General features: G+C 64.6%; 2 protein-coding genes. One reads left to right on the top strand and one right to left on the bottom strand.

Features of this window, described 5'->3' with window-relative positions; all coding sequences use genetic code 11:
* Positions 1–14 precede the first annotated feature (14 nt).
* Positions 15–533 (top strand): YkgB family protein, encoded by a 519-nt coding sequence (locus EXN22_RS09820; RefSeq protein ID WP_130263869.1) that lies wholly within the window; start codon positions 15–17, stop codon positions 531–533.
* Here the strand turns inward: EXN22_RS09820 and EXN22_RS09815 are convergent.
* A complete protein-coding gene (locus EXN22_RS09815) occupies positions 499–13,449 on the bottom strand; it encodes a non-ribosomal peptide synthetase (protein WP_130263868.1) in 12,951 nt (4,316 codons plus the stop codon). The genes EXN22_RS09820 and EXN22_RS09815 overlap by 35 nt on opposite strands.
* Positions 13,450–13,750: the final 301 nt, after the last annotated feature.

The following is a 13,750-nucleotide window of genomic DNA, read 5'->3' as shown; positions in this document are numbered from 1 at the left end:
TACAGGACCTCGCCATGACCCGCCCTGCCTACTTTGACCGTTTCATTCGTTCCTCCCTGGACATCCAGCTGCTGCGCTGGAGCCTGATCCTGATCTTCTTCGGTTTTGGCTATGCCAAATGGTTCGACTACGAAGCCCAGGCATTGCTCCCGCTGATCGATAACAGCCCGATCCTCTCCTGGCTGCACCTGGCCTTTGGCATCCACGGCGCCAGCTATGCGCTGGGCGTGGCGGAATGGGCGATTGGCGCAGCCTTGCTGGCCGGTATCTGGCAACCCAGGATAGCGGTGATCGGCGCGCTCGGTTCAACCCTCACCTACCTGACCACCCTGACCCTGATCGTCACCACCCCAGGCGGCTGGGAGAACAGCGCCGGGGGCTTCCCGGCCATGGGCGGGGCGACGTCCTTTCTGATCAAGGACGCCGTGCTGCTGGCCGCCTCCATCGCCTTGCTCAAGCACGATCTGCTGCGTACCCGCCCCGTTCCAGCCTGCAGCCCTACAGCGCCTCCAGCTCGGCCATCAGGTCACTGAGCCGGTCGACCTTGTCGTCGCTCAGTTCACTGGCCTTCAGGCCCTCGACATAGGTTGCCAATTCCTCGACCGTGCTGCACTCGAACATGGCCCGTAGCGGCACGTTCAGTTGCAGCACCTTCTGCACCCGCGAAGCGATCTGGGTCGCCAACAGCGAATGCCCGCCCAACTCGAAGAAGTTGTCGCGCACTCCAACCCGTTCGACCTTGAGTACCTGAGCCCAGATACCGCCCAGGGTCGACTCCAGTTCGCTGCGCGGCGCAAGGTACGCCTGGCTGTGCTGGGCACCGATATCGATGGCCGGCAAGGCCTTGCGGTCGAGCTTGCCATTGGCATTGAGCGGCAGTTGCGCAAGCCAGGCCCAGTGCAGCGGCACCATGTACTCCGGCAACTCAGCCCGCAGGCGCTGCTTGACCTGCTCCAGCAACAGGCTGGTATCGGCGCCCGCGTTGCTGGCCACCAGATAGCCGACCAGGTGCTTGCCATTGACCCCTTCCTGCACCCCGACGGCGGCATGACGAATCTCACCTTGCTCGTGCAGGCGCGCTTCGATCTCACCCAGCTCGATGCGGTAGCCGCGAATCTTCACTTGATGGTCGATACGCCCGACATATTCCAGCACTCCGTCGACACGTCGCCGGGCAAGGTCGCCGGTGCGGTACAGACGCTCACCTGGTGCCCCGAACGGATGCGGGATGAAGGCTTGCGCAGTGCGCAGCGGGTCACCGACATAACCGCGGCCAACGCCGGTACCGGCCACGCACAGCTCGCCCACCGCGCCCAACGGCACCAGCTCCTGGTCATCGCCAATCAGGTACAGACGGTTGTTGTCGGTCGGCGTACCGATCGGCAGGTAGCTGCCACGGGTCGAGGCAGCATCGACGCGGAAGAACGCCACGTCATCGGAGCACTCGGCCGGGCCGTAGGCATTGACCAGGCCAATCTGCGGATAACGCTGCAGCCACTGCCAGGCCAGCTCCGGCGGCATCGCCTCACCGGTCGGGAGCATCCAACGCAAGCCATCGAGCGGTTGCTGATCGTTGGCAAGCATGCCCTGAATCAGTGACGGCACGCTTTCGAGCACAGTGATGCCGGTCGCCTGCACATGATCGAGCAAACCCTGGGGGTCGTGGGCAATAGCGTTCGGCACAATCGCCACCTGGGCACCGAACAGCGGCGCGGCGAGGAACTGCCAGACCGAGATGTCGAAGCTTTGCGAGGCGGTCTGGGCAATCACATCCTGCTCATCCAGTTGCAGGTACGGCACCTTGCTCAACTGGTTGTTGAGCATGCCACGCTGCTCGACCATCACCCCCTTAGGCAGCCCGGTGGAGCCCGAGGTGTAGATCACATAGGCAAGGTTGTCCGGCCCGCTGTAGATACCGGGGTTGGCGTCCGGCCCGGCGCCGGCCTGGATCGCCTCCCAGACCAGCAGCTTCGGCCGCCCGCCACACGGCAACTCGTCGAGCAAGGCCCGCCCCTGCTCGGCACAGGCCTGGCTGCACACCAGCACCGGGGTGCGGCTCAAATCGACGATACGTTGCAGGCGGGTGAGCGGCAGCCCCGGATCCAGCGGCAGGTAGCCGGCGCCGGCCTTGAAGCTGCCGATGATCATGCCCAGCAGCGGCAGGTCGCGCTCGGCCAGCAACGCCACCGGCTCATCGACCGCCACCCCGGCAGCAACCAGCGCATGCCCCAGGCGGTTGGCCTGGCGGTTAAGCTCGGCGTAACTCAGCGATTGCTCAAGGCAGCGCGCGGCAATGCGCTGTGGATGCGCCATGACGCGTGCTTCGAACAACTCGGCGTAACTTTGCTCCAGGCTGTAGACCTGCTCACTGCGGTTGCAGTCCTCGAGCAGGAAACGTCGCTCCGTTTCACCGAGCAATGGCAGTTCACTGACCTCGCCATGGAAACCTTCGGCCAGGGCCAGCAGCAGGCGCTTGAACTCGGCCAGCAAGCGCTCGACCGTGACGGTGTCGAAGTAGCGCTGGTCGAAGGACAGGTGCAAGCCCAGGTCGTCACCCGGATAACAGACCGCGGTCAACGGGAAGTTGGTATGGGTACGCCCGGAATCGGAGCTGGCATTCAGGCTCTGGGCACGATCGAGCACGGCGACTTCCACCGGCGCGTTTTCGAACACGAACAGGCTGTCGAACAGCGGCTGGCCTTTAGGCAGCTCGCTGCATTCCTGGATGCCTACCAGGGGCAGGTATTCGTATTCGCGCAGTTCCATGTTGCGTTCCAGCAAGCTTTGCAACCACTGGCGCACGCTGCAGCGCTCGCCCGCTGCGGGCAGTGTCACCCGCAAGGCGACACTGTTGATGAACAGCCCGACCGTGCGTTGCATCTGCGGCATGCTCACCGGCCGCCCGGCCACGGTGACGCCGAAGACCACGTCGCGATCCCCGCTGTAGCGGCTGAGCACCAGGGCCCAGGCCGCTTGTGCAAAGGTGTTGATGGTCAGTTGATGGGCCTGGGCCAGTTCCCGCAAGCGAGCGCCATCGGCGGCATCGAGGCGGGTGTAGCAGTCGCCGACGACCATCCCGGCGTGCTCCGCCGCGTGGTCCCGCAGCAAGGGCCGGTCGGTCGGTACCGCAGTGCTGCGTTCGAAGCCTTCGAGGTTGCTGCGCCACCACTGGCGCGCGGCATCCAGGTCCTGATGTTGCAGCCAGCTGATGTAGTCGCGGTAGCGTGGCGGCACCGGCAATTGCGCTTGGCGGCCCTCGCCCATGGCCAGGTAGATCTCGAAGAAATCATTCATCAGCAGCGAGCGGCACCAGGCATCGATGAGGATGTGGTGGTTGCTCATCATGAACCAGTAGCGGTCCTCGCCCACCCGCAGCAGGCGCAGGTGAAACGGTGGCCGCTGGAGCAGATCGAAACCGGCTTCACGCTCCTGCTTGTGCAGGGCTTGCAGGCGCGTCTGCTGGTCAATTTCAGAGATGTCCGACCAGTCCTGATAATCGACCGGCGTCGAGCCTGGCTTGTGAATGATCTGCAACATGGCCTCGCCGGCGTTCCAGCTGAACGAAGCGCGCAAGGCTTCGTGACGGCCGACCACGGCCTGCCAGGCGGCGGCGAAGCGCTGCGGGTCGAGCGCGCTGTTGATCCGGTAGCGGTCCTGCATGTAGTAGATGCCGGTGCCAGGTTCCAGCAGGGTATGCAGCAGCAGGCCCTCCTGCATCGGCGTCAGCGGATAGACGTCGTCGATCTGGGCTGCGGCGACCGGCAAGGCATCGATCTGCTCCTGGCTCAGTTGCGCCAGCGGGAAGTCCGAAGGCGTGAAGCTACCGGCATCCGGGCTCAGGCAATGCTCGATCAGGCTGATCAGTTCGCGCCGGTAAGCTTCGACCAGTGCCTCGATGGTCTGCCGGTCATAGCGCTCGCGGCTGAAGGTCCAGCGCAGTTGCAATTCACCGCCATACACCTGGCCATCGACGCTCAGCCAGTTGGGCAGCGGCGCCTCCAGGTCATGGGCGAGCCCGGCGCTTTCGTCCACCGGCTGGTACAGCGCATTGGCCTGGAACTGCTGGTCGAACTGGCCCAGGTAGTTGAAGGTGATACGCGCCTGGGGCAGCGCGGCCATAGCCTCGCGCACCGGCGCATCGGCCAGGTAGCGCAGCACGCCGTAACCCAGCCCCTTGTGCGGCACCGCGCGCAATTGCTCCTTGATCGCCTTGATCGAAGCGCCCTGTTCGACGTTCTGCGGACTCAGGCTCAGCGGGTAGGCACTGGTGAACCAGCCGACACTGCGCGTCAGGTCCATGTCCTCGAACAGGTTCTCGCGGCCGTGGCCTTCCAGTTGCACCAGCACCGCGCTGTCGCCGCTCCAGCGGCACAAGACCCGGGCCAGGGCAGTCAGCAGCAAGTCGTTGACCTGGGTGTGATAGGCCCCTGGGGCTTCCTGCAGCAGTTGCCGGGTATGGGTCGCATCCAGGCGTACACTGAGGGTCTGCGCCTGCTGGTGCAGGTTCGCCCCTTGTGGATGATCGCACGGCAGTTCGCGGCTGGCGCTGCTCAGTTGCACCTGCCACCAGGTGTGTTCGTCACGCAAGGAGTCACTGCCGGCATAGGCCACCAGGCGCGCCGCCCAGTCGCTCATGGCGCGGGTCTTGGCCGCCAGTGGCTGGCCGCGGTACAGCGCTTGCAGGTCTTCTAGCAACACCCGCCAGGAGACGCCGTCGACCACCAGGTGATGGATCACCAGCAGCAGACGCTGTTGACCCTCGCCGTCTTCAACCAGCAAGGCGCGCAACAAAGGCCCCTGGGCCAGGTCGAGGCTGCGCTGTACATCGCTGTACAACGCCTGGCAGTCGCCCAGGTCGGCAACCGAGGCCTGCCAGAGCAGTTCACGGTGCTCGCCACGGGCGTATTCGCCCACCCACTGGCCATCCACCTGATCAAAGCGCAGGCGCAAGGCATCATGATGCTGTTGCAAGTGCTGCAGCGCCTGCTCCAGGCTCTTGCCGTCCAGGCGCTCGACCGGCGCCAGCAACACCGCCTGGTTCCAGTGCTGGGGTTGCGCCACATCGCTGTCGAAGAACCAGTGCTGGATCGGCGTCAATGCCGCATGGCCGGTCAACGGCCCCTGATCGACCTGGGTGGTTTCACTGCGGCTGACCACTGTTGCCAGGGTCTGGATGGTCTGGTGCTGGAACAGGTCGCGCGGGGTGAAATGCAGCCCGGCCTGACGCCCGCGGCTGACCACCTGGATCGACAGGATCGAGTCGCCGCCCAGTTCGAAGAAGTTGTCCTGCAGGCCGACCTGCTGCACGTTCAGCACTTCACGCCAGATCGTCGCCAGTTGCTGCTCCAGCTCGCTTTGCGGCGCCTCATAGCGCTGGCGCCCCTGCTCCAGGTCCGGCGCCGGCAAGGCGTGGCGGTCAAGCTTGCCATTGCCGGTCAACGGCATGTTCGCCAGCAGCACCAGGTGGGAAGGCACCATGTAGTCCGGCAGGTGCAAACGCAGTTGCGCCTTCAGCGCTTCGCGCAGGGCCGTCTGTTCGGTGGCATCGGCCAGTGCCTGGTCGCAGACCAGATAACCGGCCAGTTGCTTGCCACCGGGCATATCCAGGGCCAGCACCACGGCCTCGCGCACCGCCGGGTGTTCGAGCAGACGGGTTTCGATTTCGCCCAACTCGATGCGGAAGCCGCGAATTTTCACTTGGTGGTCGATACGCCCGACATACTCCACCAGACCATCGGCACGCTGGCGCACCAGGTCACCGGTGCGGTACAGACGCCCGCCCTGGTTGCTGAACGGGTCGGCGACAAAGCGCTCGGCGCTCAAGCCCGGACGTTCGTGGTAACCCTGGGCCAGCCCCGCGCCGCCAACATACAACTCGCCTGTACCGCCTTGCGGCAACAGGGCCAGGTTGGCATCGAGAATGTAGGCCACACGAGCACCGACCACGCTGCCGATCGGCACACTGCCAGCGCCGGCTTCAAGCTGCTGCGGGGCCAGGCATGCCAGGGGCATGACCACGGTTTCAGTCGGCCCATAGGCATTGAAGAATTGCTGCGGTATGAACGCCTGGCGAATGCGTTGCAGGTGCTCACCGGTCAGCGCCTCGCCACCGGTGATCACCAGGCGCACCGGCAACTGCTCATTGCGGCTGGCCAACCACTGGGCCAACTGGCTGCCGTAGCTTGGGGTAAAGCCGAGAATCGACACCCGCTGCTCGCGGATCAGCGTGCAGATTTCTTCTGCGCCCCACTGCCCCTGCCCACGCAGGACCACGCGCGCACCGCAGAGCAACGGCACCAGCAGGCGCTCGGTGGCCGCATCGAAGTTGATCGAATAGAAGTGCAGCTCGCAATCGTCACTGCGCATGCCGAAGCGCTCGATCACTGCCTGGCAGTGCATGGCGATTTCGCCATGGCTGACCACCACGCCCTTGGGCTTGCCAGTGGAGCCGGAGGTGTAGATCAGGTAGGCCTGATGGCCGGGCAAGGTCAACGATGGCAAGGCTTGGCTACTGTACGCCACGAGCGCATCGCGGTCCTCTTCCAGGCACCAGCGCCCGACCTTGGCCGGCAACTCCCCGAGGGTTTCGAACAAGGCCCGCTGGCCGAGCAGCAGCGCAATGCCGCTGTCCTCGATCATGTAGTGCAGGCGTTCGAGCGGATATTCCGGGTCCAGCGGCACATAGGCGCCACCGGCCTTGAGAATCGCCAGCAAGCCGACCACCATCTCCAGCGAGCGCTCCAGGGCCAGGCCGACGCGCACCTGGGGACCGACGCCGCGCTCACGCAGCACCCGGGCCAACTGATTGGCGCGGGCATCAAGCTGGGCATAGCTCAGGTGCTGGCCGGCGAAGGTCAGGGCCAGGGCATCGGACTGGCGCGCCGCTTGCTCGCTGAACAGTTGGTGAATGTTCTGCTCCATCGCCAAGGTGCTGTCACCTTTGAGCGAATCGCACAGCGCCTTTTGCTCGACAGCCGCCAGCAATGGCAACTCACCCAGACGTTGTTCGGGATCGCCCAACACTGCCTGCAGCAGGTTCTGCCAGTGCGCGGCCATTTGCGCGATGCGCGGCGCGTCGAACAAATCACGGCTGTAGGTCAGGCAGCAACCCAAGCGACGGTCAAGATCGGTGACCTCCAGGTTGAGGTCGAACTTGGTCGCACGGGCGTCGTTGACCAAGTACTCGACCTGCATCCCAGCCAGGCTGCGGCTCTGCTGGAACTCCCAGCGCTGGACGTTGCACATCACCTGGAACAGTGGGTTGTAGGCGCTGCTGCGCGGCGGTTGCAGGGCCTCGACCAGATGATCGAAAGGCAGGTCCTGATGGGACTGGCCGTCAATCACGGTCTGGCGCACCTGTTCGAGCAATTCGCCGACACTCATTTGGCCGTCAAGTTGGCAACGCAGCACCTGAGTGTTGAGGAAGGCACCGATCAGGCCTTCGCTTTCCGGGCGAATGCGGTTGGCCACCGGCGCACCGATGCGCAGATCGGTCTGGCCGCTGTAGCGGTAGAGCATTACCGCCAAGGTGGCGGTCATGGTCATGAACAGGGTCAGGCCGCGTTCGGCATTGAAGGCGCGCACCCGCGCGGCCAACTCCGGGCTCAGGTCGAAACGATAGAGCTCACCACGATGGCTCTGCATCGCCGGACGCGGACGGTCGGTCGGCAGTTCGAGCAGCGGATGTTCAGTGCCAAGCTTGGCTTTCCAGTAGTCCAGCTGACGCTGACGCTCACCGCTTTCCAGCCACTGCCGTTGCCATACGCTGTAGTCCAGGTACTGCACCGGCAAAGCTTGCAACGGCGATTCACGCTCATCGACAAAGGCCTCGTAGAGCTCGCCCAGCTCGCGGGCGAAGATGTCCATGGCCCAGCCTTCGGTGACGATGTGATGCAGGGTCAGGACGAAATAGTGTTCACGATCACCGGCCTTGACCAGGCAGGCGCGCAGCAACGGCCCGCGCTCAAGGTCGAAGGGTTGGTGCGCCTGCTCGTCGGCGAAGGCCTGCAACTGTTGCTCGCGAGCCTGCGCCGTGGCGCTGGAGAGGTCCAGCCAGCTCATGCACAGGTTGCTGTCTTCGGCCACGCACTGATACGGCACGCCATCGATGCTCGGGAAGGTGGTGCGCAGGGTTTCGTGTCGCACGACCAACGCTTGCAGCGCCTGCTCGAAGCGGCTGACATCCAGTACCCCGCGCAGCCGCGCCATACCGCCGACGTTATAGGCTGGGCTGTCCGGCTCCATCTGCCAGAGGAACCACATGCGCTGCTGGGAATAGGACAGCGGCACCGCCTGGCGCCGGTCGATGCGCAGGATTTCACCTTGCAGGTTGTGCGCGCCACTGTGCTGGATCGCTTCGACCGCAGCAGCGAAAGCCCCCAGCTCACTGGCCTCGAACAAGATGCGCAATGGCAGCTCGACGTTGCACGCCTGGCGGGTGCGGGAAATGATCTGGGTGGCCAGCAGCGAGTGGCCGCCAAGGGCAAAGAAATCGTCCTGCAGACCGACCCGCTGGCTTCCCAGTACCTCGCGCCAGATCGCGGCGATCTGCTGTTGCAGGGCAGTACCCGGTTCCAGGTGCTCACGTGATTGCCATTGCGGCTCGGGCAAGGCCTTGCGTTCAATCTTGCCGCTCGGGCCCAGCGGCATTTGCGCCAGGTGGATCAACTGCGCCGGCACCATATAGGCGGGCAGACGCGCGGCCAGTGCCGCCAGTAACGGGGCGTCGGCCTGGACACCGCTGTAGTAGCCAACCAGTTGCGGGCCGGCGGCGGTGTCACGAACCATCACCAGGGCCTGTTCGACGCCAGTCTGCGCCAGCAGGCAGGCCTCGACTTCTTCCGGCTCGAGCCGAAAGCCGCGCAGCTTGACTTGCTGATCGAGGCGGCCGAGGTACTCCAGCGCCCCCAGATCGGCCAACCAGCGCGCGCGGTCGCCACTGCGGTACAGACGCTGGCCGTCGCCATCGGGCTGCGGCACGAAACGTTCGGCCGTCAGCCCCGCGCGCCCCAGGTAACCCCGGGCCAGGCCGCTACCGCCCAGGTACAGCTCGCCGGGTACGCCAGGCGACGTCAGTTCAAGCTCATCATCGAGCACCCGGCACAGCACATTGGCCAGTGGCCGGCCGATGGGTGAGCGCGCACCATCGGCATCGCTGCACTGCCAGTGGGTGACGTTGATGGCAGTTTCAGTTGGGCCGTAGCGGTTATGCAGGGCCACCTGGGGCAATACCTGCAGTACCCGATCACGCAGGGCCGCCGACAGTGCTTCACCGCCGCTGAACAACCGGCGCAGGCTGCTGCACTGGGCGGCTAGCGGTTCCTGGACAAACACCTGGAGCAAGGCCGGGACAAAATGCAGCGTGGTCACGCCATGCTCGCGAACCAGCTCGGCGATGCGTTGCGGGTCGCGGTGCTCGCCGGGGCCGGCCAGCACCAGTTGGCACCCGTTGAGCAACGGCCAGAAGCACTCCCAGACCGACACGTCGAAACTGATTGGCGCCTTCTGCATCAGCACGTCGTGCTCATCCAGGGCATAGCTGTCCTGCATCCACTGCAGGCGTTCGGCCAGTGCCGCGTGAGTGTTGCCAACGCCTTTGGGCTGGCCGGTGGAGCCGGAGGTGTAAATCACATAGGCCAGGTTGTCACCGTGCAGGTGCAGGCCCGGGGGCTGACTTGGCCAACTGTCAAGTTTGAGACGATCCATGGCGATGGCACTGACTTGCGCCGGCAGGCTCAAGCGCTGCAGTACATCGCTGTGGCTGAGCAGCAGGCTCGCGCCACTGTCGGCGAGCATGTAGGCCAGGCGCTCGGCCGGGTAATCGACGTCCAGCGGCACGTAGGCACCACCGGCCTTGAGAATCGCCAGCAGGCCGATCAGCAGTTGCGGCGAACGCTCGGCAGCGATGGCCACGCACACATCCGGGCCGACGCCCTTGTCGCGCAGGTAATGGGCCAGGCGGTTGGCCTGCTGGTGCAGGCTGGCGTAGTCGAGGCTGCCGCCCTGCCACACCAGGGCGGTGCGCTCCGGGGTCAGTCGCGCTTGGGCGTTGAGCTGTTCAACCAGCCACTGCCGAGCCTGGGGCGCCGGGGCCTGGCCCCAGTTGCGCAGTTGCGCCAGGCCATCATCATCGAGCAGTTGCACCGCACCGATGGCCAGCTCGGGTCGGGCACTGACCTGTTCGAGCAAAGCGATCAACTGAGCGCTGATCCGCTGCACGGTCGCCTCCTCGAATAGTGCGACGGCGTAGTCGAACGACAGTGTCACCCGCCCCTGATGGTCCTCTTCGCTGTGCAGCTGCAAATCGAACTTGGCTTCGCGGCTGTGCCACGGCAGCTCTTCGGCGAGCAGGCCCGGCAGACGGCGCAGGGCACTGAGGTCGCGCTGCTGGTGGTTGAACATGACCTGGAACAGACCCTGCTCGCGGGCCTCGGGGAAGGCTTCGAGCAGTTGCTCGAACGGCAGGTCTTGATGAGCCTGGGCTTCGAGCGAGGCCTGACGTACCTGAGCCAGCAACTGAGTGAACGGCAAACGCCCGTCCAACTGCGCAGACAACACCTGGGTATTGATGAAAAAGCCGACCAGGCCCTGGGTTTCCAGGCGCGCGCGGTTGGCATTGGGCACGCCGACACGGATCTGGGTCTGCCCGCTGTAGCGGTGCAACAGGCTCTGGAAGCTGGCCAGCAATACCATGAACAGCGTCGCCTCGTGAGCGCGGGCGACACTGCGCAAGGCTTCGGCCAAGGTCGGCTGCAGGCGCACGCTAAAACGCGCGGCAGCCTTGCTGTTACGCGAGGAGCGCGGGTGGTCGGTGGCAAGGTCTAGCACCCCTGGCTGCTTGCCCAGCCGGTCTTTCCAGTACAGCAGTTGCCGGGCAGCCTCGCCCTCGGCCAGCCATTGGCGCTGCCAGTTACCGTAGTCGGCGTATTCCAGGTTCAAGGCCGGCAAGCTGGCCGGCTGCCCCTGGCAGTGACCGGCGTACAGGCGCGAGAACTCGTCGATGAGGATGTTCATCGACCAACCGTCGGCGATGATGTGGTGCATCGTCACCCACAACTGATGGTCGTCGTTGTCCAGTCGCACCAGGGTCACCCGCAGCAACGGCCCCAGTTGCAAGTCGAAGGGCTGCATGGCTTCGGCTTCACGCTGCGCCAGCACCTCTTGTGCACTGGCAACGGACAGATCCAGGCGTTGCAAGCTAAAGACCAGGCTCGGCAAGATGCGCTGCAGCGCCTGGCCGTCCTCCTCGGCGAACAACGTGCGCAGGGATTCGTGACGCTCGACCAGGGCCTGGAAGCTGGCCTGCAACGCCGCCTCGTCCAGTTCACCGCGCAGGCGCAGGGCACCGGGAATGTTGTACGCCGCACTGTGCGGCTCCAGTTGCCAGGTCAGCCACAGGCGGTTTTGCGCCAGCGACTGCGGTAGGGCCTGCGCGCGGTCGAGAAGGCTGATTGTGCCACGGGCGACGCCACCCTCGTCCTGCAGCGTAGCCACCGCCGTACTGAAAGCGGCCAGGGTCGGCGCCTCGAACAGGACCCGTACTCCCAGTTCGAGACCCAGTTTGTCACTCAGGCGCGCGCAGACCTGAGTCGCGGCGATAGAGTTGCCACCGAGCAGGAAGAAGTGCTCATCACCGGCAATCTGCTCAAGCCCCAATACCTCGCACCACAGGCGAGCAATCCGAGCCTGCATGGCGCTCGTCGACACAGTGTGATCGGCCACGGCCACCACGTGCTGATCGGGGAAGCGGGCGTAGCTATCGAGGCTGCCGTCGTCCATGCGCAGGCGACAGGCAGAGCGTTGCAGCTTGCCGCTGGAGGTCTTGGGCAAGGCGCCGGGGTTGAGTAACAGGACCACGGCCGGTGCCTGCTGGCAGGCATCGGCGATGACCTGGCGCAGGGTCTTGATCAGGTTCGCCGGGGTGATGATCTTCTGCACATTGCGGCTGATCTCGACGGCAACGCCGATGCCCTCCTCGCCCCGCTCATCGACGGCGAACACCGCCACCCGGCCTTTACGCAGAACCTCGACTTCACGCTCCAGGGTCTTTTCCAGGTCCTGCGGGTAGAGGTTGTGCCCGCGCACGATCAACAGGTCCTTGAGGCGACCGGTGACGAACAGTTCGCCCTCGCGCAAAAAACCCAGGTCGCCGGTGCGCAGCCAGGTACGCCCGCCCTGCTCGACGAAGGTGGCGGCGGTGGCCTCAGGGTTGCGCCAGTAACCTTTGGCGATGCTCGGACCGCTGGCCCAGATTTCACCGACCTGGTTATCGGCCAGCAACGTCAGGTGCTGGGGTTCGACAATCTGCAGCGCATGCCCGGGCTGGCTGCGCCCGCAACTCATCTGCACCGTGCCCTTGCCGGCTTCGGCGTTATTGCGCGCCAGGGCCAGGGTGTCCACCTCCAGCGCGCCGATCCCTTGGCCGCGAGTGCTGCCGCTGACGAACAGCGTGGCTTCGGCCAGGCCGTAACTTGCGAAGAAACTCTCCGGCACAAAGCCACAGGCCGCGAACTTGTCGGCAAAGGCCTGCAGGCTGTCCTGGCGAATCGGCTCGGAGCCGGAATAGGCCACCCGCCATTTGCTCAGGTCGAGGCTGGCCAGTGCCGCAGCGCTGACCCGTTCGCTGCACAAGCGGTAGGCAAAGTCCGGCCCGCCACTGATGGTGCCACCGTGATCACTGATCGCCTGCAACCAGCGCTGCGGCCGGGCCAGGAAATAAGCCGGTGCCATCAGCACGCAGGGCACGCCGCTGAAGATGGGTTGCAGCAAGCCGCCGATCAGGCCCATATCGTGGTACAGCGGCAACCAGCTGACGATCACATCGTCCGGATTCACATCGATGCCAAAGCCACGACGAATCAGCACTTCGTTGGCAACCAGGTTGCCATGACTGACCTGCACGCCTTTGGGCAAGGCAGTGGAGCCGGAGGTGTACTGCAAAAAGGCAATGTCATCGGCCTGCACGTTCGGCATCTGCCAGCTGTCGGCAAGCTCGGCGGCCAGACCATCGACCGCCAGCAGTTGCGGGGCTCCGGGCTCACCCAGCACCTCAAGGGCCTGCAGGCTGTCGTGCAGGAGGCTGGTGGTCAGCAGCAGACGCGGCTCGGCGTCGCCGATGATCGACAGCAACCGTTCCTGGTGATGGCGGCGCGAAGACTCTGGCGGGTACGCCGGCACGGCGATGACCCCGGCATACAGGCAACCGAAAAACGCTGCGACATAGTCCGGCCCGCTGGGGAACAACAGGATCGCGCGATCGCCCACCTCGGTGCACGCCTGCAAAGCGCCAGCAATGCTCCGTGCCCGCTGGTCGAGGTCACGATAGCAAAGCACGGCTTCGTCACGCGGGTCTTCGGCCAGAAAGCGCAAAGCCACCCGATCCGGGGTGTGGGCAGCACGTTGAGCCAGTGCCTGGACCAGCGTAACCGGGAGTTCGAAGGCGTCCGTCATGGGGTTCCTGCCAGAGTCTGTACGTGAAATCAGGTCTCGGTTGGCGTGCAGGGATGGCATGCGGGCGGTCAATTGCGCCTTGCCAGAGCCGAGGATGTACAGAGAGGAACGGATGGCCGGAGGAAATAATTAATACCCTCGCAGCGCATCGGCCAGAGTGAAAACGCACAGAGTTTGAAGACGGTCACAAAGCCGCAGCTTAGAACCAAAAAGTATAGAGTCTTATTAACTTTCGCATTTGACAATAATTATCATTACGAATAATTTGTCGCACGTCGTAGGAAGCCTCCGGATTTGGAGT

Origin of the sequence: Pseudomonas tructae, assembly GCF_004214895.1 — a bacterium.
GTDB classification, from domain to species: Bacteria; Pseudomonadota; Gammaproteobacteria; order Pseudomonadales; family Pseudomonadaceae; genus Aquipseudomonas; species Aquipseudomonas tructae.
Note: the sequence above shows the minus strand (reverse complement) of the source record. Positions and strands in the feature narration are given on the sequence as shown.